This window comes from Aeromonas sp. Marseille-Q7275, from assembly GCF_965119515.1.
Map to the genome: position 1 here is coordinate 1 of NZ_CBCPLW010000033.1, position 25,158 is coordinate 25,158.

The window sequence follows — 25,158 nt, forward strand, 5'->3', positions numbered from 1 at the left end:
GCAAGGAGCGCCAGGCGGTGACTGACAGCCTCAACCAGCTGGAGAGCACGGGCCAGGAGTACCATGTGCGGGTCGATGAGCTGCGCAAGCAGTTGCTGCAGACCCGCTCCCAGCTCGATCGCTTGAGCTTCAGCAACGAGTCGGACAGGCTGCAGGAGGCCCAGCAACTGGCCACCCGCCTCAAGGAGCAGAGCCTCTCCGACCGGATCCAGATGCTGGAGCTGGAGCAGCTCTCCGCCCAGCAACGCAACGATCTCGGCAAGCTGAAGCTGCAGGAGCTCAACCTCGCCATCACGGACGAGGACGAGTGGCAGAACAGCCTGCTCAATCAGCAAAACCAGCTGCGGCGAGAAAAAACGGAGCAGGCGCTGGCGGAGAGCGAGCGGCTGCGCCGGCAGCTCACCTCGGATCTGCCCCTGCTGCAGGAGCAGCAACAGCAGAACCAGGCGCTCTCCCTGCAACTCGGCGCCCTGGAGGATCAGATAGAGCGGGTACAGGACGAGCAGCGCGGCATCGACACCTCCCTGTCAGGGCTGAGCGATCTGGTCAACTCGGTGCGGGAGCAACTGGAGTGGCTGCAGATAAGCAACGCCTACGGCGAAAACCTGCGCAGCAAGCTGGCGGATCTGCCTGCCTACTTCCCCCTGGAGAAGCTGGAGTCCGACATCGTCAAGGCGCGCATGGCGAAGTACCAGTACGAGACAGAGCAGGATGCCCTGAAGGATCCCGTGCAGATCCGCAACAACCTGCTCAGCGGGGATGAGATCACCCTGGACAGGGCCCAGCGCGCCGTACTCGACAACCTGCTCAAGGCCAGACGCCAGCTGCTGACCCGGCTCAACGACGCCTCGGATACCCTCATTCAGGAGCAGACCCGGCTCAAGCTGCTCTACAGCCGCCAGAACAGCAAGATCGACGAAATCCGCGAGATCAGCGCCAGCCACCTGTTCTGGATGCCGGACGTACGCCCGCTCACCCCGGCCGTCCTGCTCGGCGTGCCCACCGCCCTGAGCCTGCTGCTCGATCCCGTCAACTGGCTGCAACTGCCCAGGGCCATAGTGGAGAACAACCCCATGACCCTGACCCTGGCGGGGCTCGGCCTGCTGGTGCTGGCCTGGTGCTGGGCCAAGCTGGGGCGCCACCTGGTGCAGTACAGCCACTACATAGCCCCGCGCATCGGCAAGGTGACCCAGGACAAGTTCAGCCTCACCAGCCGGCTGCTGGTGCGCTCCCTGCTCGCGGCCCTGCCGCTGCCCGCCATGGTGCTGATGATGCGCGGCCTGCTGGACGGCGCCTGGCAATACCCCTTCGCGGTGGCGGTGGCCCGGGGCCTTGGCGAGATCTGGTTCCTGCTGCTGGCGCTGCTGGTCGCCCGCCATCTGACCCTGGAGAAGGGGATCCTCATCCTCCATTTCCGCTGGCCAAAAGAGTCGGTACAGCGGGTCTGGGGCCAGTTCCGCACCCTGCTGCTGGTGCTGATCCCCAGCTTCTTCGTGCAGGGCATGGCCAACAGCTATCAGGAGCACGCCGTCTACGACTCCCTGGGTCGCCTCGCCTTCATCATCGGTGCCCTCTGGCTGCTGCTCTTCTTCGCCCGCCTCAACCGGGAGAGGCTGCCGCTCACCTGGGGCCAGGCGGACATGACCAAGCCCCACCTGCTGCACCACTTCATCTGGAACAGCCTGATGCTGGCCCCCCTGCTGGCGGTGCTGGGCTCCCTGTTCGGCTACTTCTATACCTCCCGCATCCTGCTGCGCCAGCTGGAGCTAAGCCTGCTGGCGGGGCTCGGCTGCCTGCTGATCTACTACCTGGCCCATCGCTGGATGCTGATCCAGCGCCGCCGCCTCGCCTTCGATCGCGCCAAGAGCAAGCGGGCCGAGATCCTGGCCCAGCGGGAGCGAGAGGATGACGACTTGAGCTCCGAGATCCCGGACGCGGTGGAGGAGCCCGAGCTGGATCTGGACACCATCAGCGCCCAGTCCCTCGGCCTGGTGCGCACCCTGCTGATGCTGGGCTTCACCATGCTGGTGGTGGTGCAATGGTCGGATCTCAACTCCGCCTTCAGCTTCCTCAGCAGCATCGAGGTGTGGCAGGTGAGCAGCAAGGTGGCCGGCATAGAGCAGCTCTCCGCCATCACCCTGCAGGATCTGATGCTGACCGCCTTCGCCTTCATCCTGACGGTGGTCACCGCCCGCAACCTGCCGGGGCTGATGGAGCTCACCCTGCTCCAGCACCTGAGCCTCTCCCCCGGCACCGGCTTCGCCCTGACCACGGTCAGCAAGTATCTGGTGATCCTCATCGGCGCCCTCACCGGCTTCTCCATGCTCGGCATCGACTGGTCCAAGACCCAGTGGCTGGTGGCGGCGCTCTCGGTGGGCCTGGGCTTTGGTCTGCAGGAGATCTTCGCGAACTTCGTCTCCGGCCTCATCATCCTGTTCGAGAAGCCGATCCGGCTCGGTGACACCGTCACCATTCGCGATCTGACCGGCACTGTCACCAAGATCAAGACCCGCGCCACCACTATCGTGGACTGGGACAGGAAGGAGATCATCGTCCCCAACAAGGCCTTCATCACCGAGCAGTTCATCAACTGGTCCCTGTCCGATGCCATCACCCGGGTCAAGCTGCGCATCCGCATCGGCCTGACCCAGGAGCCCAAGCGGGTGCAGCAGCTGCTGGAGCAGTGCGTGCAGGAGTCCACCCTGGTGCTGGATACCCCCACCCCAGAGGTGTTCCTGATCGAGTTCACCGACTCGGCCCTCATCTACGAGATCCGGCTCTATGTGAACAACATGGATCACCGGATGCCGATCACCCACGAGGTCCATTCGCTGATCCTGGAGAAACTCAACCAGCTCGGCATGCCTCTGCCCCACCAGCAGATCGACATTCGGATGAGCCGGGGCTAAGCCCAGACAACGCAGGAGCCAATCATGCAGATCATTGCCCATCGCGGTGCCAGCAAACTGGCGCCGGAGAACACCCTCAAGGCGATGGAGATAGCCATCGCACTCGGAGTCGGCGCCATCGAGCTCGACGTGCAGTGGGCAGACGGCGAGCTCTGGGTCTTCCACGACCGGCGGCTGGAGCGTTGCACCGACGGCCACGGGGTGCTGACCGAGCAGTCCCGGGACTATCTGGCGAGCCTGGATGCGGGAGAAGGGGAGAAGATCCCGACCCTGTGGCAGGTGATGGGCCTGGTGGCGGGGCGCTGCGAGCTGCACATAGAGCTCAAGGGGGCGCACACCGCCGAGCCAGTGGCGGCCCTGACCCTCCGCGCCGAGGCGGAGCTTGGCTTCACCCCGGCCCACTGGGTCGTCTCCTCCTTTCACCATCCCGAACTGGCGCGCTTCAAGGCACTGCGGCCAGAGATCCGGCTTGGCGCCCTGACCGCCAGCCTGCCGCTGCACGGTGCCCGTTTCGCCGAAGAGCTGGGAGCCTGGTCCCTGAATTGCGACGTGGATTTTGTCGACGCCGGGCTGGTGGCGGATGCCCATCGCCGTGGGCTCAAGATCCTGGTCTACACGGTCGACGAACTGAGTGATGGGGCTGCCTTGGCGGCCATGGGTGTCGATGGCATCTTTACCAACCGACCAGATCGATTCAGCTGAGTATCGGCGCGCCCTGGCGGCCCATCAGGAGGTGAAAAAAGATCGAAAATTTCCTGTGCACCGGGATACATAAAGTCCACTTTCAGCCGATACAGAGTTGGCTCATAACAATAACAAACACCACACAGATCTCAGACCGACGCTCACAAGGATGTAAACATGAATCTATCCATCAAGAACAAGCTGGTCCTCGCCATCGGGGCCATTATCCTGGTCATCTCCAGCCTGCAGGTCTGGTACAACACCACCCAGCTGCGCAGCGAAACCCAGCGGCTGATCTGGAGCTTCATCGACGACAGCTCCATCGCCAACGTCAAGGGGATCTCCCGCTGGCTCGATGCGCGCATCAATCTCGTCACCGCCACCAAGGAAGCCTTCACCAAGGAGGATGAGCCCCTCAGCCACCTGGCCCAGTCCATGAACGCAGGCAACTTCGACCTCGTCTATGTGGGTACCAAGGATGGCCAGATGATCCAGAGCAAGCAGACCAACCTGCCTGCCGGTTATGATCCGCGCCAGCGTCCCTGGTACAAGGACGCCATGGCCGCCGGCAAGCTCGCCATCACGGCCCCCTATGCCGATGCCGCGTCTGGCAACCTCATCATCACCATCGCCGAGCCCTTCAGCCGTGGCAACACCGACGGTGTCATCGCCGGTGACGTCTCCATCGACGGCCTGGTGCGCGACGTGCTGGCCATCAACTCGGAAGGCACCTACGCCATCCTGGTGGACAGCAACGGCACCATCATAGCCCACCCGGACAAGGCGCTGACCCTCAAGCCCGCCACCGCCCTCTCCCCCGAGCTGACGGCGGCCAAGGTCAACGAGCTGGCCCATGACAACACCATCTCCGAGATGGATATCAGCGGCAAGGCCAGCGTGTTCGACCTCACCGAGATCCCCAATACCAACTGGTACTTCGGCATAGTGGTGGACGAGGCGGTCGCCTACCAGTCCGTCTCCCGCATGGTCACCTCTGCCCTGCTGCAGGGTCTGCTGACCATCCTCATCGTCGCGGGCTTCTCCTACGTGGCCATCAACAGCTCCCTGGCCCCGCTGAAGACCCTCGGCGAGGCGATCGCGGATCTCTCCCGCGGCCATGGCGACCTGACCCGCCGCATCAAGATCGAGCGGGAAGACGAGGTCGGCACCGTCGCCAAGCACGTCAACACCTTCATCGAGCGCATCCACGTCATGGTGCAGGACATCTCCAACTCCTCCGGGCAGCTCAACCAGCAGGCCAGGTCCTCCCACGACATGGCGGAGAAATCCAACCAGGGTCTGGCGCGCCAGCAGAACGAGATCTCCCAGATAGCCACGGCGGTGCACGAGATGTCCGCCACCGCGGTCGAGGTCGCCAGCAATGCCGAGCAGACCGCGGAGGCAGCCCGCAGCTCCTCCAGCAGTTGCGAGCACGGCAAGCAGGTGATCGCCCGCAACCAGCGCTCCATCACGAATCTCGCCACACAGGTCAAACAGGCCTCCGGCATCATCCAGGAGCTAGAGAAAAACGCCCAGGAGATCAACACCATACTCTCCACCATCCAGGGCATCGCCGAGCAGACCAACCTGCTGGCACTGAACGCCGCCATCGAGGCCGCCCGGGCCGGTGAGCAGGGTCGCGGCTTTGCGGTGGTCGCCGACGAGGTACGGGTACTGTCACAACGCACCCACAGCTCCACCGTCGAGATCCGCAGCATGATAGAGACGCTGCAGCGCAACACCCAGGGGGCCGTCAGCACCATGCACGAGGGCCAGCTGCTGGCCCAGAACAGCGTGGAAGATGCGAACGATGCCACCCAGGCCCTGGAGCAGATCACCACCTCCATCAACCAGATCTCCGACATGGCGACCCAGATCTCCAGTGCCGCCGAGGAGCAGCGGGCGGTGACCGACGAGGTGAGCCGCAATATCCAGGCGGTCAAGGACGTCTCGGACGAGCTGGCGGTGGATGCGGACAGCTCCCGCAATCTCTCGGCTCAACTTAAAAATATTTCAGGTGAGCTCAACAATCAGGTCGGCATGTTCCGCATCTGATCGAGCCAATGAAGAGGGGCCGTCCAGGCCCCTTTTTTTATATAACCCCTTTTCGTTTCAATGGTTATAATTCCCTTTCGACACCGGACACTCTGTGATCCGCCTCTCCATTCGAGTATCATTCTGACGCGACTGGTGCCTGCCCTGACTATATTCGCATTACTTTTTTCGATGTTTTTGCAGCACCCCCAAGGTGATAATAGTTATCACTAAACATTTCTGATAAAAAACTTAAAAACTTTAGGGGTAATACCTAAAAAGAGAGGCATTTCTCATTTTTTTGAAAGAAAACTACGTACAATCTTGGGGTTAAAATCACCAGAGTAGCGAGTACGGCTGATCCAGATCACTGATGGATGGCGATAATGACGGCATTTTCATCCAAGGAATGGGGTGGTTGTAATAAAAATCACCGTTGCCAAGCACTAAAACAAAGCAGTTTGACTTGCATCAAGCCTGAATTTTTTTCATAGAGCAAAATCGTGCCCAGCAAATCTATCCCTAAGGAGGCAGATGTGGATATTATCAAGACCGATGTTGCCATCATCGGTGCCGGTGGCGGTGGCCTGCGTGCCGCAATCGCCATTGCAGAAGCCCACCCGGAGCTGGAAATCGCCCTGATTTCCAAGGTCTATCCGATGCGCAGCCACACCGTGGCCGCCGAAGGTGGCGCCGCAGGCGTCGTCCGTGATGACGACTCCCTCGAAAACCACTTCAACGACACCGTCTCCGGTGGCGACTGGTTGTGTGAGCAGGACGTGGTCGAGTACTTCGTCAACAACGCCACCAACGAGATGATCCAGCTGGAGCACTGGGGCTGCCCCTGGAGCCGCAAGCCGGATGGCAAGGCCAACGTCCGCCGCTTCGGCGGGATGAAAATCCCGCGCACCTGGTTCGCCGCAGACAAGTCCGGTTTCCACATTCTGCACACCCTGTTCCAGACCTCCATCAAGTACCCGACCATCAAGCGCTATGACGAGCACTTCTGTCTGGATCTCATCGTGGACGATGGCCGCGTTCAGGGGGTACTGACCTTCGACATCCAGAACGGCATCACCCGCTTCATCCAGGCCAAGTCCGTGGTGCTGGCCACCGGCGGTGCCGGTCGCGTCTACCGCTACAACACCAACGGCGGCATAGTCACCGGCGACGGCATGGCGCTGGCCTACCGTCACGGCGTACCGCTGCGTGACATGGAGTTCGTCCAGTATCACCCGACCGGCCTGCCGGGCACCGGCATCCTGATGACCGAAGGCTGTCGTGGCGAGGGTGGCATCCTGCTCAACAAGGATGGCTACCGCTACCTGCAAGACTATGGTCTGGGCCCGGAAACCCCGGTCGGCCAGCCGAAGAACAAGCACATGGAGCTGGGTCCGCGCGATCGTCTCTCCCAGGCATTCTGGCAGGAGCAGCAGAAAGGCCGCGTGATCCAGGGCCCCATGGGCGACGTGGTTCACCTCGACCTGCGCCACCTCGGCGAGAAGTACCTCAAAGAGCGTCTGCCCTTCATCTGCGAACTGGCCAAGGCCTACGTGGGTGTGGATCCGGTCAAGGAGCCGATCCCGGTCCGTCCGACTGCCCACTACACCATGGGCGGCATCGAGACTGACGGCAAATGCGCCACCCGCATGCCGGGCCTCTACGCCGCTGGCGAGTGCGCCTCCGTCGGTCTGCACGGCGCCAACCGTCTGGGTTCCAACTCCCTGTCCGAGATCGTGGTGTTCGGCAAGGTGGCCGGTGAGCAGGCAGCCGAATTCGCGGCGACCCAGCAGCACGGTAACACCGAAGCGTTGGCCGCCAAGGCCGAGGCACTGATCAAGCAGCACCTCTCCCTGCTCGACATCGACGGGACCGAAAACCCGGCCGATATCCGCAACGAGCTGGGCATGTCCATGGAAGCTGGCGTCGGTATCTACCGTACCGAAGAGCTGATGCAGGGCACCATCGACAAGATCAACGAGCTGAAGGCCCGTTACAAGAAGGTCAAGATCAACGACAAGTCCTCTGTCTTCAACACCGACCTGCTGTACGCCATCGAACTGGGCTACATGCTGGACGTGGCCGAAGCCATGGCCCACTCCGCCCTCAACCGCAAAGAGTCTCGTGGCTCCCACCAGCGTCTGGACGGTTACGAAGAGCGGGATGACGTGAACTACCTCAAGCACTCCCTCTCCTTCTACAACCAGGAAGGCGCCCCGACCATCGATTACTCCGATGTGAAGATCACTAAATCCCAACCGGCCAAGCGTGTGTACGGTTCCGAGGGTGAGAAACAAGACGAGGCTAAGAAGAATGGCTGAGATGATCGAAATTGAAATCCTGCGCTACCGCCCCGAGCAGGATAACGAGCCCTGGATGCAGACCTTCCAGGTGCCTTACCTGAAAGAGATGTCCCTGCTGGATGCGCTGCAGTACATCAAGGATCAGCTGGACTCCACCCTGAGCTTCCGCTGGTCCTGCCGGATGGCGATCTGCGGCTCCTGCGGCATGATGGTCAACGGCATTCCGAAGCTGGGTTGCAAGACCTTCCTGCGGGACTACCTGCCGGGCAAGATGAAAATCGAGCCGCTCAACAACTTCCCGATCGAGCGCGACCTCGTGGTCGACATGTCCGATTTCATCGAGAAGCTGGAGAGCATCAAGCCCTATATCATCCCGAGCGAACCGCGCAGCCTGTGCGACGGCGAGTACACCCAGACCCCGGCCGACATGGCGAAGTATCACCAGTTCTCCATGTGCATCAACTGTGGCCTGTGCTACGCCGCCTGCCCGCAATATGGCATCAACAAGAAGTTCACCGGCCCGGCGGCCCTGGCGCTGGCCTATCGCTACAACGCCGACAACCGCGACAGCGCGTCCAAGGAGCGGATGAAGATCATCAGCCAGGACGAAGGCGTCTGGGGCTGTACCTTCGTGGGTTACTGCTCTGATGTCTGTCCGAAGGGCGTGGATCCGGCCGCCGCCATCCAGCTTGGCAAGGTCGAGAGCGCCAAGGACTACATGATCGCCATGTTCAAGCCGGATTGAGGAGTGAGACCATGAACAACACAGAGAGCAAGCGTAAGCCTTACGTGCGCGAGATGAAGAAAGACTGGTGGCTGAAGAATGCCTTCTACACCGGCTACATGATCCGCGAAGGCACCAGCATCTTCGTCTCCATCTACGCCGTGGTGCTGATGTGGGGTCTGATGCGTCTGGTGCAGGGTCAGGAGGCGTTCAACGGCTGGCTGGAGTCCCTGCAGAGCCCCATCGCCATCCTGTTCCACGTCATCGCCCTGGCCGCCTGCCTGTTCCACGCCAAGACCTGGTTCGCACTGGCCCCCAAGGCCATGCGCATCTTCCGTGGCGAAGACCTGGTGCCGGAGAAGCCGATCGTCATCGCGCAATATGTGGCACTGGCGGCGGTATCCCTGCTGATCCTGATCATCGTGGCTTGAGGAGATTAATGATGAGACGTTCTGACGAACCCATTTACTGGGGACTCTTTGGTGCCGGTGGCATGGTGGTTGCCATGCTGCTGCCGGTGATTGTCCTCATTACCGGTCTGCTGGTGCCCATGGGCATCATGGACGTGGAGACCATGAGCTACGAGCGCGTGCTCGCCTTCGCCAGCTCCTGGTGGGGTGCCTGCATCCTGCTGGTCATCATAGCCCTGCCCATCTGGCACGGCATGCACCGCATCTACCACGGCCTGCATGATCTCGGGATCCACACCACCAAGCTGCACCACTATGTGTTCTATGGCTTCGCCTTCCTGGTGTCCGCCATCACGGTCGGCCTGCTGATGGTGCTGGTACTCCAGTAATCCTTAAGTTGCCAGCAACAGATGATAAAACCGGGCCCAGTGCCCGGTTTTTGTTTGGCTGATATGCAGCGGCGGGCTAAGGGCCCGGTGTTGGCCACAGGGCCAGCAAGGGAGCGGGGATGGCGCCAAGTTTCAGGGTCGGGGTCTGGTGCCAGTCGGCCAGCTTTTGCAGCGCCTTCCCCAGATCCTGCGCCAGGGTGCGCGTCACCCTGACCCCGTCTTCCAGATAGAGGCTCTTGACCTCGAACACCCCCTCCTTGCGATGGGCCTTGGCGTCCATCCGGCCCACCAGCTTGCCGCGATGCAGCAGGGGCAGCACGAAGTAGCCGTACTGGCGCTTGGGGGCCGGGGTGTAGCACTCGATGCGGTAGTCAAAGCCAAAGAGCTCGCTGGCCCGCTTGCGATCCCACACCAGGGGATCGAAGGGGGAGAGCACGGCGGTGTGGGTCGCCTTGAGGCTGCCAGCCTGGGCCCGGGCCAGCTCATCGGCCAGAGAGGCGTGAACGAAGGCGCCGTGCTGCCACCCCTCCACCCGCACCGGCAACAGCTCCCCCTCGTCCGCCAGCTGATGGAGCAGGGCATCGTATTTGCCGCGCTTGAGCCGGTAGTAATCCGCCACCCAGCCGGTCTTGACCAGCCCCAGCGCCCGGCAGCTGGCGCGCACCATGTCCCGCTGGGCCTGCTCGACACTCGGCAGATCCCGCCCGTCGTCCCACTCGGGCATGACCCGCTCGGCGAGATCGTAGACCCGCTGGAAGTTGCGCCGCTCGCGCACCATCAGGCGCCCTGCGGTGAACAGCACCTCCAGGTGGCGCTTCTCGGGCTTCCAGTCCCACCAGCCGTTGCCCTTGCCCTCCTTGCGCTCAAAATCGGCGGCCCGCACCGGGCCATCCCGACGAATCCGCTCGACTATCTGCTCTATCTCGCCGCCGTGGGTCTTGAGCCACTGGGCGGAGAACTTCCAGCCCATGGCGGCGGGATCCAGCATGCGATGGCGCAACAGCCGGTAATCTTCCCGGGGGACGAAGCAGGCCTCGTGGGCCCAGTACTCATAGATCTCGCCATCGACCAGCAGTTGCTCCAGCCAGCGCGGATCGTAATGGCCGAGCCGGCTGAACAGCACCAGATAGGGGCTGCGAGCCACCACCGAGATGGTGTCTATCTGCAGCAGCGCCATGCGCCTGATGCAGGCCAGCAGATCGGAGGGAGAAGCCTTGGCGCGGCGCGGGGTCAGCAGCCCCTGGGCGGCGAGTTGCAGGTGGCGGGCGTCTTGCAATGACAAATGGGGGATCGACATGGAAATAGGGGCATCCGTTCCTAGGTTTCAGGCCACCAGCATGCCCAACTCATGGCCAAATGAAAACGCCCGTCTCAGGGTTTGACGAGCACGGCCACATCGGCGTGGGGAAACTCGAGCTGCGCCTGCCAGCGGGCTGCCAGGGCGCGGAACGAGGACTCGGCGAAGAAGACGATGTGGGTCGGATCGTGGCGGTAGCGCCACTGCCTGAAACGCTCGTCTCCCAGCACCCTCTGGGTCTGCAACACCAGCAGGCCGCCGGGTTTGAGGCAGCCCCAGAGCCGGTCCAGCACGGCGCGCGGGGTGGCGATGTGCTCGATCACCTCGGTGCTGGTGATGAAGTCATACTGCCGCGTCAGCAGCTCGGGCCGGTCGGCATAGAACTTGTCGTAACCCGCCATCTCAAAGCCCGCCTCCCGCCCCATGGCGATGAGGGCAGGCCCGGGACCACAGCCGAAATCGAGGCCGCTGGCAGGAGGGCTCACCCGGGAGAGCACCTCGCCGAAGGCCCGCATCAGAAAACCGCGATAACGGGGATCGTCCACCTGGTTGTCGTGCCCGTCATAGACCGCCTTCTCGGCGCCCTCGTCAAGGTGATCCGCCTCATCCAGCCAGACCAGCTCGCAGTCCAGACAACGGTGATAGCGCTTGCCCGCCACCGGCAGGGGGTAGCTGTGGCGAGCCGAGCAGAGGGGGCAGCTGGCGCTTGATGACATGACGGATCCTCCTGGGTGACAGCCGCGCAGATTGCCTGCCCGCCGCCTCCCTGACAACTTTTTTTACTCCTTAAGGGTTTCTTAAGTTTGCCCTTTTACTCTCAAGCCATCCCAAGAGAAGGAGCCAACCATGACCATAGAGATCCAAGCCCCCTACAGGTTGATCCTGGCCGACTCCCCGCAGCAGGTCATGGCGCTGCAAGCTTATATCCAGGCCGCCTACACCCTCGAATTCAACGCCCGCATCCCCCATTTTCTGCCCTGCCTGCTCGGGCTCTACCGGGCCGATGGGGTGCTGGTCGGCGCCTGTGGCCTCAACCAGGCCTGCAACGGCGAGGGTGGGCAGCCCCTCTATCTGGAGCAGTATCTGGAGCAACCCATCGAGGCCGCCATCGAAACCCGCCTCGGGGTACGTCCGGCCCGCAGCCGCATCATCGAAGTGGGCAACCTGGCCTGCAGCGAGCCGGGCAATGCCCGCCTGATGTTTGCCGCCCTGTGCCGGCTCTTGTGTGACAACGCCCTCGACTACGTGGTGTTCACCGGCACCGCCAAGCTGCGCAACAGCTTTGCCCGGCTGCGCCTCAACCCGGTGGAGCTGGCCCCCGCCCAGGCCCATCAGGTGGGGGAAGACGCCAGCGCCTGGGGGGAGTACTACCGCTGCCAGCCCAAGGTGATGGCCGGGGACATCAACCAGGGGCGCGAGGTGCTCGCCCAGAGCAGCCTGCTGCTCAACCTGCTGGGGCCCATGCCCATGCTTTTTAACCAGGCTGGCCATGACAAGAGGTGCGCCCAATGAGCCTGTTCGACGCCATCGCCCGCCACGCCGGCCTGACGCCGAGCCAACCGGCACTGCAAGGCAGCCAGGGCGAGCTGGATTACCAGACCCTGTGGCAGCAGATCCAGCACCTGGCCGACCGCCTGCGGCAAGCCGGCATTCGCCGCCTGGCCCTGCAGCTCGACAACGGCCTGCCCTGGGCGCTGATCGATCTGGCCTGCACCCGGGCCGGCATAGTGGTCATCCCGGTGCCCCACTTCTTCAGCCCGGCCCAGCAGGCATGGCTGCTGGAGAGCAGCGGGGCCGATGCCCTGGTGGGCCCCGAGCATGAGGCCTGGCAGGCAGCCGCCCCCCTCATCCTGATGACGGGCAGGCCGGATGAACAGGCGCTGCCCCTGTGGCGCCGTACCCCCGCCAGCCTGCCCGAGCTGCCGGCGGGCACCGCCAAGATCACCTATACCTCGGGCACCACGGGCCAGCCCAAGGGGGTCTGCCTCTCCCTTGCCCAGATGACGGCGGTCTGCGAGTCCCTGGCCCTGCGGGTCGCCCCTGCCCGGGTCGAACAGCACCTGACCCTGCTGCCCCTGGCCACCCTGCTCGAGAATCTGACCGGTCTGTACGTGCCGCTGCTCACTGGCGCCTGCAGCCGCATCCCGTCCCTCGGCGAGCTGGGCTTCACCGGCTCCAGCACCCTCAACCCGGCCATGCTGGGCCAGGCCCTGGCGCGCTGGCCCAGCCACAGCCTGGTGCTGGTGCCCGAGCTGCTGCGCCTGCTGCTGGCGCTGTGCGCCATTACCCCGGCCCTGGCCGAGCGGCTCAAGGGGCTGCGCTTCGTCGCCGTCGGTGGCGGCAAGGTGGCCCCCGAGCTCATCGCACATGCCCGCACTCTGGGGCTCCCTGTCTATGAGGGCTATGGCCTGTCGGAATGCGGCTCTGTCGTGGCGCTCAACGGCCCGGACGCCGACCGTCCGGGCAGCGTCGGCCGCCCCCTGCCCCACTGCCAGGTGACTATCGCCGCCGACGGCGAAGTCATGGTGAGCGGCAGCGCCATGCTCGGCTATCTGGGGGAAGAGGCGCCCGCCATCCCGCTCATCGCCACCGGTGATCTGGGGCGGATCGACGAGGATGGTTTTCTCCACATCACGGGGCGCAAGAAGAACGTGCAGATCACCGCCTTTGGCCGCAACTTCTCCCCCGAATGGGTGGAGGCCCAGGCCCAGCTCTGCCCGGCCATCGCCCGCATCGTGATCTTCGGTGACGGCCAGCCCGCCAACGTGGCCCTGATCCAGCCGCTGCCGGGCACCCAGTTCCAGCTGGCCGAGCAGATTGCCCGGCTCAACCAGCAACTGCCCGATTACGCCCGCATCCATCACTGGCTGCCGGTGGCGCTGGATCAGCACCCCGGCCTGCTGACCGCCAACGGCCGCCCCCGTCGCAACGAGATTTATCACCACTTTTCCCGGCAGATCGACCAATGCCTGACCCAAGGCCTCACAGGAGAGACCTCATGAGCTTCTACCAGACCCTGCAACAAGCCACCGCCTCCGAGCGCGAGCACCTGTTCAATGCCCCCATCATCGAGGCCTGCCGCCGCGGCGACATCAGCCGGGAGACCTACCTCGCCTTCCTGGCAGAGGCTTACTACCACGTGCGCCATACTGTGCCGCTCCTGATGGCCACCGGCGGCAAGCTGGGACAGGAGTACGAATGGGTGCGCGGCGCCATCCGGGAGTACATCGACGAGGAGTACGGCCACCAGGAGTGGATCCTGAACGACATCCGCGCCTGCGGCGGTGACGCCGAGGCGGTGCGCCACGGCCGGCCCGGCCTGCCCATCGAGCTGATGGTGGCCTTCCTCTACGACCAGATCCAGCGCGGCAACCCCATGGGCTTCTTCGGCATGGTACAGGTGCTGGAAGGCACCAGCGTCGCCATCGCCCTGACGGTGGCGGACCAGCTCAAGCGCGGTCTGGGCCTGCCGCCCCAGGCGATGAGCTACCTGAGCTCCCACGGCGCCCTGGATCAGGAGCACCTCAAGTTCTTCGAATCCCTGATGAACCAGGTGGAAGACGCCGCCGATCAGGCCGCCATCATTCACTCGGCCAGGGTGGTCTACCGCCTCTATGGCGACATGCTCCATCAGCTCACGGGATCCTGCCAATGAAGCTTGAAGGGAAACGCATACTGCTCACCGGCGCCAGCGGCGGCATAGGGGAAGCCCTGGCCATGGAGCTGGCGGCCCAGGGGGCGCACCTGCTGCTGCACGGACGCCGGGCCAGCGCCCTGGAGCGCCTGCGCAAGGAGCTGCCCCATTCGGAGCGCCACCAGACGGTGACCGCCGATCTGGGCTCGCCCCAGGAGCGGGCCAGGCTGTTGCAGCACCCGGCGCTGGAAGAAGGCCTGGATGTGCTGATCAACAGCGCGGGCTGCAACCAGTTCGCCTGGCTGGAGGATCAGAGCGGCGAGCAGGTGACGCGCCAGCTGCTGCTCAACATCGAGGCCCCCATCCAGCTCACCCGCGCCCTGCTGCCCCGGCTGCGCAAGCCCGCCGTCATCATGAACATAGGCTCCAGCCTCGGGGCCATCGGCTATCCCGGTTACAGCGTCTATTGCGCCAGCAAGTTCGCCCTGCGCGGCTTTAGCGAGGCCCTGGGGCGGGAGCTGGAGGGCACCGGCATCAAGGTGCTGCACTTTGCCCCCCGCGCCACCCGCACTCATCTCAACTCCGAGGCGGCCTACGCCATGAATGCCGAGCTCGGCACCCGGACCGACAGCCCCCAGGACGTGGCCGAGGAGACCGTCATCGCCCTGTGCAACGAGACACGCCGCCGCTGGCTCGGCTGGCCGGAGAAGCTGTTCGTGCGGCTCAATGCCCTGCTGCCCGCCCTGGTCGACAGGGCGCTGGCCAGACAGCTGCCCGTCATCGAACGCCATGCCCGCCACCCCGCCCCCCTGGCCACAGATCACGGGGACAACTCCGCCTGTGCCACGAACGAGAAGGAACATTGAGATGAAACACGCCACTTTGCGCCCCCGATTTGGTCACAGCGTCCTGCTGCTCGCCCTGGCAAGCAGCCTGGTTCAGGCCGCCGATGCCCTGCCCACCATTCAGCAACAGTGGGCCCACTGCCAGTATCAGGAGACCGGCAAGGCCAAGGAGAGCTGCCTGGAGACCCTGAGCGCCCAGGCGGATCAGGCCAGTGCCAAGGAAGCCTTTCGTACCGATCTGCTGATCTGGTCCGCCATCGTCAAGAGCACCTGGGCTGGCGCCAAGGGCGGCCTCGGGGCCCTCAGCCTGGTGAAGGAGGCCAAGGCCAGGCTGGAGATCGCCATCAAGCAGGATCCCAAGGCGCTGGAGGGCTCCGCCTACACCAGCCTGGGTTCGCTCTACTACCAGGTGCCGGGCTGGCCGGTCGGCTTCGGGGATGACGACAAGGCCGAGCAGTTGCTCAAGCAGGCGCTCGCCATCAACCCCAACGGCATCGACCCCAACTTCTTCTACGGCGACTTCCTGCTGGATCAGGGGGACAAGGCCCAGGCGAAGCGCTACCTGGACAAGGCCCTGGCCGCCCCGGCCAGACCGGGCCGCGAGCTGGCGGACGAAGGGCGCAGGACGGAGATCCGCGAGCGTCTCGCCAAGCTATAAACACAAGCAGAACAGTGCGCTATTTAAACTCTGCCCACCAACTTGCATACTGGTGGGCAGCGTCATTTGAGGGAGAGAACAATGCGGATCCTGTTGGTGGAAGATGATGTGATGCTGGGGGATGGCATGGTGGATGCCCTGCGCAGCAGCGGCTACACGGTGGACTGGCTGCAGCAGGGGCTGCCCGCCCTGTCGGCGCTCAAGAGCGAGGAGTTTGCCGCCCTCATCCTAGATCTCAACCTGCCGGACATCGACGGCATCAGCCTGCTGCGCAAGTTGCGACGGGAGGGGCAGGTGCTGCCGGTGCTCATCCTCACCGCCCGGGATGCCCTGGACGATAGGGTGCTGGGGCTGGATGCGGGCTCCGATGACTACATGGTCAAGCCCTTCGCCCTGCAGGAGCTCAACGCCCGCCTGCGCGCCCTGGTGCGCCGCAGCAAGGGGCAGGCCCAGGCGGTGCTGGAGTATGGCGACATCCTCATCTACCCCGAATCCCAGCAGGTCACCTATCAGGGGGAGGCGGTCAGGCTGACCCCCCACGAATACAAGCTGCTGCAGGAGCTCATCACCCAGAGCGGCCGGGTGCTGAGCCGGGATCAGCTGCAGCAGAGCCTCTATGGCTGGGACGAGGGGGCCGAGAGCAATGCGGTGGAGGTGCACATTCACCACCTGCGCAAGAAGTTCTTCCCCGAGCTCATCCGCAACATCCGCGGCGTCGGCTACATAGTGCCGCAGCCAGATACCCCGGGCAGCAGAGGGATGCCCACCCCATGAGTCGCGTCCGCTCCATCCGCCGCTTCCTGCTCTCCGGCATCCTGGCCCTGGTCAGCCTCAGCCTGGCCGTCAGCGGCCTCATCGGCTACCTGGAAGCCAACCACGAGATGGAGGAGCTGTTCGATGCCCGTCTCGCCCAGTCCGCCCGCATCACCAACCAGCTGCTCAGCCGTTATCTGAAGCAGCGCGGCGAGCTGCCCAGCAACGGGGCCGTCTACCAGGAGTGGGAGCAGGCCGTGCCCGACGACCCCCATCAGGAGAAGCGCAGCTTCAGCCAGCTGGGGCGGGACAACGAGTTCACCCCCTACGGCCACGAGTTCGAGCGCAACCTCACCTTCCAGCTGCTCGACGAGCAGGGCACCATACTGCTGCGCTCACCCAATGCGCCGAGTCAGCCCCTGGCCACCCTGGAGCGCGGCTTCGACAGCGAGACCAAGGATCACCACGAGTGGCGCACCTTCACCCTCTACAACGAGGATGAACACACCTGGCTCATCGTCGCGGAGCGGGATGACGAGCGCGGGGAGCTGGCCAGCAAGATGGCCACCCTGACCATGCTGCCGCTCTTCATCACCCTGCCCTTCCTGCTCGCCCTGCTGTGGTGGCTGGTCACCCGGGGACTGGCCCCGCTGCACCAGCTGACCCAGGCGATAGGGGAGCGCCATCCCGCCAACCTGAGCCCGCTCAACCTGGCCATCAAGGCCGAGGAGCTGACGCCGCTGGTGGCGGAGATCAACCGGCTGATGCACACCCTGGCAGACACCATAGAGCGGGAGAAACAGTTCACCAACGAGGCGGCCCACGAGCTGCGCACTCCGCTCGCGGTGCTGCGCATCCACAGCGAGAACGCCCTGGCCGCCGAGGATGAGCAGAGCCGGGAGCAGGCGCTGCGCAAGATGCTGTTGGCGCTCGATCGCAGCGACCGCCTGATCCGCCAGCTGCTGACCCAGGCCCGCATCGACAACCAGCAGGCCCCCGCGCTCGGCAAGCTGGATCTGAGCCTGCTGTTGCAGGGCACCCTGGCCACCCTGGCCCCCATCGCCCTGAAGAAGGATCTGCAGCTCTCCCTGGAGGGGGACGAGCATCTGCAGGTGATGGGGCAGGCCATGTTGCTGGAGCTGATGTTTGGCAACCTCATCGACAACGCGCTGCGCTACACCCAGGTGGGCGGCGAGGTCGCCGTGGTGATCAGCCAGGAGGGCAACAGGGTCAGGGTGGATGTGCGGGACAACGGCCCCGGCATCCCCACCGCCGCCCTGTCGCGCCTGTGCGAGCGCTTCTTCCGGGTCAATCCCCAGCAGGGGGACGGGGTGGGCCTTGGCATGGCCATAGTCCAGCGCATAGTGCAGCTGCACGGCGCGGATCTCGACATCCACAACCGGCCAGAGGGGGGCCTTGAGGTGAGCGTGCTGCTGCCCGCCCCGCCGCGTCCGGCATAGGCGGCGCAGGCCTCAGCAAAGAAAAAGCGCGGGGGCCCAAGCCCCCGCGCACCATAGATGATCCCAACGCGGCCTTCCTAGCCGCAGCTCGGCTGCACCGTGAAGGTGCGGGAAGAGTCCACCGGCCCCAGCTCCGCCAGCAGGCGGCGACCCAGCAGCACGGGATAGATCATGTCGCTGCGATCCCGCAGGGTGAACCACTCCTTGTAGACCTTGTCACCGACACAGATGGACATGGTGACCGTGGGGCGCTCCTCCATGCCACCGGCGCCGCGCACCGTCACGCTGCGCTCCACCGGCCGCTCCAGGGTCTGGCGCACCTCCTTGTCGGTGTTGGCATCGGTCAGTGCCAGGGTGAAGCGCACCCAGGGCTTGCCGTCACGCTTGAAGTGGTGCAGCTCCCGTGCATCCAGCGAGGACGTGAGGGCGCCGGTATCCAGCTTCATCTTGACCGCCACCCCACCGGGCATGAGCACGCCCTTCTCTATCCAGCCATAGACGGTGGGGGCGGCCCAGGCGCCCGATGAGAAGCAGAGGCTGGCCAGCAACAACCAGCCGGCTTTGTGTGATACGGACAATGTGTTCTCCTCGTCGAAGCGGGCCCACGCTGGCCCTCTGCGCCAGAGTGGGCAGCACGCAGGCCCCTGTCAACTGGCAAACGTGGCGCAGGCGCCCAGAACCCGGGCTTCTGGCGTTCACGGCATGGGGGATCCGACAGCAGTTGACTCTGAGGCAAGGTGCAAAAAGAGGGGGGAGAGGGGCCATGGCGAGGTGCTGGATGAAGCTGGTGGCCAACCTCGGGTTGTGACGCCAAAGGCTACCACAATGATGAGCGAATTATCAGTCTTGTTCTGGCGGGATTTTTGCCTAGACTGTTGTAAACCGGAGGCCTTGAAAACCTGCGGTTTTTTTGTGCCTGCCGAAAATAAGCCACTGCAAAGTGACGTTCACAAGGCTCAATAAGGAATTTGCAATGCGTATCGAAGAAGACTTGAAGCTCGGTTTCAAGGATGTCCTGTTTCGTCCCAAGCGCTCTACCCTCAAGAGCCGTTCCCAGGTCAGCCTGACCCGCCAGTTCACCTTCAAGCACACCCGGACCCAGTGGCAGGGGGTGCCCGTCATCGCCGCCAACATGGACACCGTCGGCACCTTCGCCATGGCACGCACCCTGGCGGGCTTCGAGATGATGACGGCGGTACACAAGCACTACAGCCTCGCGCAGTGGCAAGCCTTCGTGAACGACACAGATCCTGCCCTGCTCGGCCATGTGATGGTCTCCACCGGCACCTCGGAAGAGGACTTCATCAAGACTCGCCAGATCCTGGCCATGTCGGCGGCACTGCGCTTCATCTGCGTGGACGTGGCCAACGGCTACTCCCAGCACTTCGTCGAGTTCCTGCGCAAGATCCGTGAAGCCTGCCCGAACCACGTCATCCTGGCGGGCAACGTGGTCACCGGCGAGATGGTGGAAGAGCTGATCCTCTCCGGCGCCGACATCGTCAAGGTGGGCATAGGCCCGGGCTCGGTCTGCACCACCCGGGTCAAGACCGGCGTCGGCTATCCGCAGCTCTCCGCCATCATAGAGTGCGCCGATGCGGCCCACGGCCTCGGCGGCCAGATCGTCGGTGACGGCGGCTGCACCTGCCCGGGTGACGTGGCCAAGGCCTTTGGCGGCGGCGCCGACTTCGTGATGCTGGGGGGCATGCTGGCGGCCCACGAGGAGTGCGGCGGCGAGGTGGTGGACGTCGATGGCGCCCCCTTCATGAAGTTCTACGGCATGAGCTCGTCGAGCGCCATGGACAAGCACGCCGGCGGCGTCGCCGAGTACCGCGCCTCCGAGGGCAAGACGGTGCTGCTGCCCTACCGCGGTCCGGTCGAGAACGCCGTGCGTGACATCCTCGGCGGCGTGCGATCCACCTGCACCTACGTCGGCGCCAGCCAGCTGAAAGAGCTCACCAAGCGCACCACCTTTATCCGGGTGCGCGAGCAGGAGAACAATGTCTACGGCAAGGAGTAACCTGCCGCAGCCACCGTCACGCGCTGACGGTTAGAAGCCAAGTCACCGGTGTGCTACCCTGCGCACCGGTTTTTTGCATCTGGAACCCCGAGCCATGACAAGCCCCCTGCCCCCCTTTGACTGGGACATCTTCTGCACCGTGGTGGACAACTTCGGCGACATCGGCGTCACCTGGCGGCTGGCCCGCCAGCTCGAGCGGGAGGGGCATGGAGAGGTGCGGCTCTGGGTGGACGATCTGGCGAGCTTCGCCCGTATCTGTCCGGGGCTGGATCCCGCGCTGGATCGCCAGTGGGTTGAGGGAATTCACATCCAGCGCTGGCAGGGCCCCCTGCCAGCGGATGCCATCCCGGCCAGAGTGGTCATAGAGGCCTTCGCCTGCCAGCTGCCCGCCCCCTTTATCGAACGCATGGCCGAGCAGAGCCCGCCCCCCTGCTGGATCAATCTGGAGTATCTCTCGGCAGAGAGCTGGGTCGAGGATTGCCACGGCCTCGCCTCGCCGCAGCGGGTGGGTAACCAGAGCCTCAATAAATACTTCTTCTTCCCGGGCTTCACGGCTAAGACCGGTGGCCTCCTGTGCGAGCGTGACCTCATCGCCGAGCGGGAGCGGTGGCAGCAGGATGAGGCAGGCCTTGCCGCCTACTGGGCGAGCCTGGGGCTGCCGCCCAGGGCGCAAGACGAGCTGCGGATCAGCCTCTTCACCTACGAGAGCGAGGCGCTGAAAAGCCTGGTCCAGTGCTGGAGCCAGGGCGCCACCCCGGTCACCCTGCTGCTGCCGCTCGGTCGCTCCCTCAACGACGTGCTCAGCGGCGCAGGGCTTGAGAGTGCCATCGGCACGGCCAGGGCGGGGGATCTGCTGCAGGCGGGGCAGCTTGCCATCAAACTGCTGCCGATGACGAGCCAGGCGGGCTACGATCGGCTGCTGTGGAGCTGCGATCTCAACCTGGTGCGCGGCGAAGACTCCTTCGTGCGAGCCCAGTGGGCGGCGCGGCCCTTCCTGTGGCACATCTATCCCCAGGACGATCAGGCTCACATTGCCAAGCTGGATGATTTCCTCGACCACTACTTATCTAGCTTGCCAGATCTGGCCGACTTGCCGACCGATGGCGGCCAGTGGCTGCGCGCCTTCAACCATGCCCTCAACCATGGGCAGGATGTGCGCGAACTCTGGGCCCAATGGCCGCAATTCGGCACTGTTTGGCAACAACATGCGCGAAGCTGGTCACAGAAGTTGCTTGCCGATAGGGATCTCGTCACTCGGCTGGTGAAATTTTTAGAAAGCCGTATATAATCTGGCAGTTTTTATCTGCCCGTATACGAACAGGAATTTTTACATGAAAACCGCACAGGAAATCCGCGCTGGTAACGTCGTCATGATCGGTACCGAGCCGATGGTGGTCCAGAAAGCCGAATTCAACAAATCCGGCCGTAACTCCGCCGTGGTCAAGATGAAGCTGAAAGGCCTGCTGAACGGCAGCGCCACCGAGACCGTATTCAAGGCCGACGACAAGCTGGAAGTCGTTCAGCTGGAGCGTAAAGAGTGCACCTACTCTTACTTCTCCGACCCCCTGTATGTCTTCATGGACACCGAGTACAACCAGTACGACGTCGAGAAAGACAACCTGGGTGACGCCCTGAACTACATGGTTGACGGCATGGAAGACATCTGCGAAGTGACTTTCTACAACGAGAAAGCCATCTCCGTCGAACTGCCGACCACCATCGTTCGCGAAGTCGAGTACACCGAGCCGGCCGCCCGTGGCGACACCTCCGGTAAAGTGACCAAGCCGGCCCGCCTGAAAGGCACCACCTACGAGCTGGCCGTTGCCGCCTTCGTAGAGATCGGCGACAAGATCGAAATCGACACCCGCACCGGCGAGTTCAAGCGTCGCGTCAACTGATTTGACGGCTTCACGCCCGTGTTGAAAAAAGCGAGCCCCAGGCTCGCTTTTTTTTTTATGGGCACCGGCCCTGCGATCATTCAGCCCCGGTCAGTGACAGCGGCCCGCCCCTTGAGGGAGAATTCCCCTGCCCCTTTTCGTCTCGCGCCGATTGGGGCTACACCATGAAGTCAGGTTCTTCCTTCGCCACAGGCTCCCTATGACATCTCATCAAAAACTCCTGCTGTTGCTGCTCACCCTGGTCCTGCTGGTGCTCTCCGGCTGGCAACCCTATGACAGGGTCACCTGGCTGCTGGAAGTCGCCCCCGTGCTCATCGTCGTGCCGCTGTTGCTGCTGAGCCAGCGCAGCTACCCCCTCACCAGCCTGCTCTACTTGTGCATCTTCCTGCACGGGGCCGTGCTGATGCTGGGGGGCGCTTACACCTATGCCCGGGTGCCACTCGGTTTCGATCTGCAGCAGTGGTTCGATCTCAGCCGCAACCCCTATGACAAGATTGGCCACTTCTTCCAGGGGTTCGTGCCCGCCCTGGCCTGCCGCGAGATACTGCTGCGCGGCCACCATGTGCAGGGCAAGAAGATGCTGGTGTTTCTGGTGATCTGCGTGGTGCTCGCCGTCAGCGCCAGCTATGAGCTCATCGAGTGGGGCGCCGCACTGGCACTGGGTCAGGGCGCCGACGAGTTCCTCGGCACCCAGGGGGATCCCTGGGATACCCAGTCAGACATGTTTTGTGCCCTCGTGGGGGCCGTCAGTGCCCTGTTGCTGCTCTCCCCCCTGCACGACCGCCAGCTCGGCAGGCTTGCCCGGCCCTGAGCCCGTCGAGGGAAGGGGCCTGCCCCTTCCCTCTTGCTACTGGATCCCCCGACCCCCTTCAGAAATCCGGCACGCCGCCGCTAACCCAGTCAACCGGGGAGCGCATCATGGCCAGATTATCCTTACCACTGCTGTTTTTGACCCTGCTGGCGAGCACCACCTTGCCGGCCAACGAGATCTCGCCCCCAGCCCCGCTCGATCACTGGCAGGAGAGCGACTGGAAGGGGATGCCTGACAGCACCCGGATCGACAAGCAGCGGGTGCTCTTTGCCAAGCACGACGGCGACAGCTACCTGGGGCTCGCCATCCTGCTGCCGGACTGGCAGCGCAGCGGCCAGCTGTGGCAGCTGACCCGGGAGCTGGGGCGGCTCGGCTTCGACACCCTGCTGCTGCTCCCCTCCCCCCAGCAGACAGAGCTGGATCCGGCCTCCGAGAAGAAGCAGGAGAACATTGACGCATTTCGCCAGCAATTTGCCGAGCGCATCGTCAAGCTAGGTGATGCCAAGCTGCAGGAGGGCGGCTTCAAGCTGCTGCTGGCGCAAGGCACCAGCGCGGCCTGGGCCGCCAACCTCATCACCAGCGAACAGTTGCCCGCCCCCGATGCCCTGGTGCTGCTCGACGGTTTCTTTCCCAACCAGCTGAGCAACCAGACCCTGGCCAAGCAGGTGGCCCAGGCCAGCATCCCTACCCTGGATCTCTATCAGGAAGACGGGGGGCGCTGGCCCCTGCTGGCGGCCGAGGCGCGCCAGAGCGAGAGCCGCCGCAGCCACAAGCTCAACTACCGCCCCTATGCCCTGATGGCGCTGGACGAAACGCCGGGGCGCATCCAGGGCTGGCTGACCCATCTGGGCTGGATCTGATCCGAACTGCTAGAGAGCATGGAGTTGGGCCATCCGGCCCGTCTGCATCCGTGCTGGTCAGCCGCCCCCCATCTTTGGCATCATGGCGACTCCCACGCGGCAGCGAACGGCAGGAGGCTTCATGCAGCAAATCGTGTTTCTCGACAGTGACACCCTGGACGCCGGCATCAATCTGCGTCGCCCCGATTTCCCCCATCACTGGCAAAGCTACCCCGAGACGAGACCGGAACAGGTGGTGGAGCGGCTCAAGTGCGCCAGCATCGCCATCATCAACAAGATCCGCATCGGCAAGGACGAGCTGGCCCAGTTGCCGGAGCTGCGCCTGATCGCCCTGGCGGCCACCGGCAGCGACAACCTGGATCTGGAGGCGTGCCGCGCCGCCAATGTCGCCGTGTGCAACATCCGCAACTATTCGGGACCCTCGGTCCCCGAACATGCCATGGCACTGATGTTGGCCCTGTCACGCAACCTGTTCGCCTGGCGCCAGTCCCTGCAAGAGGGGCGCTGGCAGCAGAGCGGCCAGTTCTGTTTCTTCGATCACCCCATCATGGATCTGCACGGCAAGCGCCTCGGCATCATAGGCAAGGGCACCCTGGGTCAGGCCCTGGGGCAGCGGGCCAGCGCCATCGGCATGGAGGTCTTCTATGCCCAGAGCCAGGTCGGCGCCCCCGGGGATGAAGACAGATTGCCCCTGGAGTCCCTGCTGCAGAGTTCGGATGTGATCAGCCTGCACTGCCCGCTCACCCCCTACACCCGCCACCTCATCGGGGAGCGGGAGCTGGCCATGATGAAACCGGGGGCCCTGCTGATCAACGTGGGCCGTGGCGGCCTGGTGGACGAGCAGGCCCTGCTGGAGGCGCTCGGCAACGGTCGCCTCGGCGGTGCCGGGTTCGACGTGGCAAGCGTGGAGCCGCCGCCCCCCGACCACCCCCTGATGCAGGCGCTGCGTTACCCCAACTTCATCCTGACGCCCCATGTGGCCTGGGCCAGCGAGGAGTCGATGCAGCGCCTCGCGGATCAGCTGATCGACAACATCAACGCCTTCTACCTTGGCAGGCGCCAGCACCGACTGGTCTAGAGAACGGACACGAAAAAGGGGCCCCTGGCCCCTTTCTCTCTCCTGGCAGATCTCAGTCGTCGTCATGCCATCTGTGCTTGCGGTGCTTCTTGTATTTCTTGTGGTGCTTGTGATAGCGCCTGTCGTCATAGTAACGATTGTTGTTGCTCTCGTGGCCATCGCCGGTTCTGGCACCGATGGCGGAGCCACCGGCACCGCCTATGCCGGCGCCGATCAGCTGGCCCGTGCTGCCACCCACGCTCTTGCCGATGGCGGCGCCACCCAGGGCACCGACGGCGCCACCCAGGGCAGCCTCATTCTTGTTGCCCCTGTCGGCCGTGGCCGCACCGCCCGCCGCGCCGCCGACGGCAGCCCCCACCAGGGCGCCGGTGTCGCCCCCCAGCTGCTTGCCTAT

The 25,158-nt window shown here is 64.0% G+C and carries 24 protein-coding genes; 20 read left to right on the forward strand and 4 right to left on the reverse strand.

Annotated features, from left to right (window positions below):
- The 7 genes from mscM to frdD form a co-directional block, all read left to right on the forward strand.
- The coding region (gene mscM / locus ACWPWQ_RS20630; RefSeq protein ID WP_454010645.1) for a miniconductance mechanosensitive channel MscM at positions 1–2,909 on the forward strand (2,909 nt) is incomplete at its 5' end.
- A gap of 24 nt (positions 2,910–2,933) precedes the next feature.
- Positions 2,934–3,611, forward strand: coding sequence for a glycerophosphodiester phosphodiesterase (locus ACWPWQ_RS20635; RefSeq protein ID WP_454010646.1), 678 nt, complete (start codon positions 2,934–2,936; stop codon positions 3,609–3,611).
- A 159-nt stretch (positions 3,612–3,770) separates the two neighbouring features.
- The gene (locus ACWPWQ_RS20640; RefSeq protein WP_454010647.1) at positions 3,771–5,648 is read left to right on the forward strand and encodes a methyl-accepting chemotaxis protein; all 1,878 of its coding nucleotides are present in this window, start codon (positions 3,771–3,773) and stop codon (positions 5,646–5,648) included.
- Between the two features lie 515 nt (positions 5,649–6,163).
- Positions 6,164–7,948, forward strand: a complete 1,785-nt coding sequence (gene frdA / locus ACWPWQ_RS20645) for a fumarate reductase (quinol) flavoprotein subunit (RefSeq protein ID WP_454010648.1) — start codon at positions 6,164–6,166, stop codon at positions 7,946–7,948.
- Positions 7,941–8,675, forward strand: a complete 735-nt coding sequence (locus ACWPWQ_RS20650; RefSeq protein ID WP_005317203.1) for a succinate dehydrogenase/fumarate reductase iron-sulfur subunit — start codon at positions 7,941–7,943, stop codon at positions 8,673–8,675. Before frdA ends, ACWPWQ_RS20650 begins: the two co-directional genes overlap by 8 nt.
- Before the next feature lie 11 nt (positions 8,676–8,686).
- On the forward strand, positions 8,687–9,085 hold the full coding sequence (locus ACWPWQ_RS20655; RefSeq protein ID WP_139435736.1) for a fumarate reductase subunit C: 399 nt from the start codon (positions 8,687–8,689) through the stop codon (positions 9,083–9,085).
- An 11-nt stretch (positions 9,086–9,096) separates the two neighbouring features.
- A complete protein-coding gene (frdD, locus tag ACWPWQ_RS20660) occupies positions 9,097–9,453 on the forward strand; it encodes a fumarate reductase subunit FrdD (RefSeq protein ID WP_025326128.1) in 357 nt (118 codons plus the stop codon).
- A gap of 76 nt (positions 9,454–9,529) precedes the next feature.
- On the opposite strand, the gene ACWPWQ_RS20665 is transcribed toward frdD, so the two are convergent.
- Both ACWPWQ_RS20665 and ACWPWQ_RS20670 read right to left on the reverse strand, forming a co-directional pair.
- The gene (locus ACWPWQ_RS20665; RefSeq protein WP_454010649.1) at positions 9,530–10,750 is read right to left on the reverse strand and encodes a winged helix-turn-helix domain-containing protein; all 1,221 of its coding nucleotides are present in this window, start codon (positions 10,748–10,750) and stop codon (positions 9,530–9,532) included.
- A 74-nt stretch (positions 10,751–10,824) separates the two neighbouring features.
- Positions 10,825–11,466: a class I SAM-dependent methyltransferase gene (locus tag ACWPWQ_RS20670; RefSeq protein WP_342059710.1), complete on the reverse strand. Its 642-nt coding sequence runs from the start codon at positions 11,464–11,466 to the stop codon at positions 10,825–10,827.
- A gap of 130 nt (positions 11,467–11,596) precedes the next feature.
- On the opposite strand from ACWPWQ_RS20670, the gene ACWPWQ_RS20675 reads away from it, so the two are divergent.
- The 7 genes from ACWPWQ_RS20675 (at position 11,597) to ACWPWQ_RS20705 (ending at position 18,100) form a co-directional block, all read left to right on the forward strand.
- Positions 11,597–12,262, forward strand: coding sequence for a thermostable hemolysin (locus tag ACWPWQ_RS20675; protein WP_342059711.1), 666 nt, complete (start codon positions 11,597–11,599; stop codon positions 12,260–12,262).
- Entirely contained in the window at positions 12,259–13,752 is a 1,494-nt protein-coding gene (locus tag ACWPWQ_RS20680) for an AMP-dependent synthetase/ligase (RefSeq protein ID WP_342059712.1), read from the forward strand. The genes ACWPWQ_RS20675 and ACWPWQ_RS20680 overlap by 4 nt, the downstream gene beginning before the upstream one ends.
- Positions 13,749–14,405 (forward strand): TenA family transcriptional regulator, encoded by a 657-nt coding sequence (locus ACWPWQ_RS20685; RefSeq protein ID WP_342059713.1) that lies wholly within the window; start codon positions 13,749–13,751, stop codon positions 14,403–14,405. Before ACWPWQ_RS20680 ends, ACWPWQ_RS20685 begins: the two co-directional genes overlap by 4 nt.
- Positions 14,402–15,250, forward strand: coding sequence for an SDR family oxidoreductase (locus ACWPWQ_RS20690; protein WP_454010650.1), 849 nt, complete (start codon positions 14,402–14,404; stop codon positions 15,248–15,250). Before ACWPWQ_RS20685 ends, ACWPWQ_RS20690 begins: the two co-directional genes overlap by 4 nt.
- A gap of 1 nt (position 15,251) precedes the next feature.
- On the forward strand, positions 15,252–15,887 hold the full coding sequence (locus ACWPWQ_RS20695; RefSeq protein ID WP_454010651.1) for a tetratricopeptide repeat protein: 636 nt from the start codon (positions 15,252–15,254) through the stop codon (positions 15,885–15,887).
- Between the two features lie 81 nt (positions 15,888–15,968).
- Positions 15,969–16,661, forward strand: coding sequence for a response regulator (locus tag ACWPWQ_RS20700; protein ID WP_454010652.1), 693 nt, complete (start codon positions 15,969–15,971; stop codon positions 16,659–16,661).
- Entirely contained in the window at positions 16,658–18,100 is a 1,443-nt protein-coding gene (locus tag ACWPWQ_RS20705) for an ATP-binding protein (protein ID WP_429108981.1), read from the forward strand. Before ACWPWQ_RS20700 ends, ACWPWQ_RS20705 begins: the two co-directional genes overlap by 4 nt.
- Before the next feature lie 77 nt (positions 18,101–18,177).
- Here the strand turns inward: ACWPWQ_RS20705 and rloA3 are convergent, their stop codons facing one another.
- The gene (rloA3, locus tag ACWPWQ_RS20710; RefSeq protein ID WP_454010653.1) at positions 18,178–18,678 is read right to left on the reverse strand and encodes a retropepsin-like aspartic peptidase RloA3; all 501 of its coding nucleotides are present in this window, start codon (positions 18,676–18,678) and stop codon (positions 18,178–18,180) included.
- 395 nt (positions 18,679–19,073) lie between these two features.
- On the opposite strand from rloA3, the gene ACWPWQ_RS20715 reads away from it, so the two are divergent.
- The 6 genes from ACWPWQ_RS20715 to ACWPWQ_RS20740 all read left to right on the forward strand — a co-directional run bounded on the left by ACWPWQ_RS20715 (position 19,074) and on the right by ACWPWQ_RS20740 (position 24,764).
- Positions 19,074–20,117, forward strand: coding sequence for a GMP reductase (locus tag ACWPWQ_RS20715; protein WP_454010654.1), 1,044 nt, complete (start codon positions 19,074–19,076; stop codon positions 20,115–20,117).
- A gap of 94 nt (positions 20,118–20,211) precedes the next feature.
- Entirely contained in the window at positions 20,212–21,405 is a 1,194-nt protein-coding gene (earP, locus tag ACWPWQ_RS20720; protein ID WP_454010655.1) for an elongation factor P maturation arginine rhamnosyltransferase EarP, read from the forward strand.
- Between the two features lie 43 nt (positions 21,406–21,448).
- Entirely contained in the window at positions 21,449–22,015 is a 567-nt protein-coding gene (gene efp, locus ACWPWQ_RS20725; protein WP_011707002.1) for an elongation factor P, read from the forward strand.
- Positions 22,016–22,214: 199 nt separating this feature from the next.
- Complete coding sequence (locus tag ACWPWQ_RS20730) at positions 22,215–22,826, forward strand: DUF2238 domain-containing protein (protein WP_247625741.1); 612 nt, start codon at positions 22,215–22,217, stop codon at positions 22,824–22,826.
- A gap of 107 nt (positions 22,827–22,933) precedes the next feature.
- Positions 22,934–23,686, forward strand: coding sequence for a DUF3530 family protein (locus ACWPWQ_RS20735; protein ID WP_202046491.1), 753 nt, complete (start codon positions 22,934–22,936; stop codon positions 23,684–23,686).
- 121 nt (positions 23,687–23,807) lie between these two features.
- A complete protein-coding gene (locus ACWPWQ_RS20740; RefSeq protein ID WP_342059465.1) occupies positions 23,808–24,764 on the forward strand; it encodes a D-2-hydroxyacid dehydrogenase in 957 nt (318 codons plus the stop codon).
- Positions 24,765–24,816: 52 nt separating this feature from the next.
- Here the strand turns inward: ACWPWQ_RS20740 and ACWPWQ_RS20745 are convergent.
- Positions 24,817–25,158, reverse strand: a 342-nt coding sequence (locus ACWPWQ_RS20745; RefSeq protein WP_454010656.1) for a hypothetical protein, incomplete at its 5' end; no start/stop codon positions are given.

Bases quoted from the DNA above. Each gene is read 5' to 3' on its own strand.
- ACWPWQ_RS20635 (WP_454010646.1), top strand. From the start codon at position 2,934: ATGCAGATCATTGCCCATCGCGGTGCCAGCAAACTGGCGCCGGAGAAC.
- ACWPWQ_RS20640 (WP_454010647.1), top strand. From the start codon at position 3,771: ATGAATCTATCCATCAAGAACAAGCTGGTCCTCGCCATCGGGGCCATT.
- ACWPWQ_RS20650 (WP_005317203.1), top strand. From the start codon at position 7,941: ATGGCTGAGATGATCGAAATTGAAATCCTGCGCTACCGCCCCGAGCAG.
- ACWPWQ_RS20655 (WP_139435736.1), top strand. From the start codon at position 8,687: ATGAACAACACAGAGAGCAAGCGTAAGCCTTACGTGCGCGAGATGAAG.
- frdD (WP_025326128.1), top strand. From the start codon at position 9,097: ATGAGACGTTCTGACGAACCCATTTACTGGGGACTCTTTGGTGCCGGT.
- ACWPWQ_RS20665 (WP_454010649.1), bottom strand. From the start codon at position 10,750: ATGTCGATCCCCCATTTGTCATTGCAAGACGCCCGCCACCTGCAACTC.
- ACWPWQ_RS20670 (WP_342059710.1), bottom strand. From the start codon at position 11,466: ATGTCATCAAGCGCCAGCTGCCCCCTCTGCTCGGCTCGCCACAGCTAC.
- ACWPWQ_RS20675 (WP_342059711.1), top strand. From the start codon at position 11,597: ATGACCATAGAGATCCAAGCCCCCTACAGGTTGATCCTGGCCGACTCC.
- ACWPWQ_RS20680 (WP_342059712.1), top strand. From the start codon at position 12,259: ATGAGCCTGTTCGACGCCATCGCCCGCCACGCCGGCCTGACGCCGAGC.
- ACWPWQ_RS20685 (WP_342059713.1), top strand. From the start codon at position 13,749: ATGAGCTTCTACCAGACCCTGCAACAAGCCACCGCCTCCGAGCGCGAG.
- ACWPWQ_RS20690 (WP_454010650.1), top strand. From the start codon at position 14,402: ATGAAGCTTGAAGGGAAACGCATACTGCTCACCGGCGCCAGCGGCGGC.
- ACWPWQ_RS20695 (WP_454010651.1), top strand. From the start codon at position 15,252: ATGAAACACGCCACTTTGCGCCCCCGATTTGGTCACAGCGTCCTGCTG.
- ACWPWQ_RS20700 (WP_454010652.1), top strand. From the start codon at position 15,969: ATGCGGATCCTGTTGGTGGAAGATGATGTGATGCTGGGGGATGGCATG.
- ACWPWQ_RS20705 (WP_429108981.1), top strand. From the start codon at position 16,658: ATGAGTCGCGTCCGCTCCATCCGCCGCTTCCTGCTCTCCGGCATCCTG.
- ACWPWQ_RS20715 (WP_454010654.1), top strand. From the start codon at position 19,074: ATGCGTATCGAAGAAGACTTGAAGCTCGGTTTCAAGGATGTCCTGTTT.
- earP (WP_454010655.1), top strand. From the start codon at position 20,212: ATGACAAGCCCCCTGCCCCCCTTTGACTGGGACATCTTCTGCACCGTG.
- efp (WP_011707002.1), top strand. From the start codon at position 21,449: ATGAAAACCGCACAGGAAATCCGCGCTGGTAACGTCGTCATGATCGGT.
- ACWPWQ_RS20730 (WP_247625741.1), top strand. From the start codon at position 22,215: ATGACATCTCATCAAAAACTCCTGCTGTTGCTGCTCACCCTGGTCCTG.
- ACWPWQ_RS20735 (WP_202046491.1), top strand. From the start codon at position 22,934: ATGGCCAGATTATCCTTACCACTGCTGTTTTTGACCCTGCTGGCGAGC.
- ACWPWQ_RS20740 (WP_342059465.1), top strand. From the start codon at position 23,808: ATGCAGCAAATCGTGTTTCTCGACAGTGACACCCTGGACGCCGGCATC.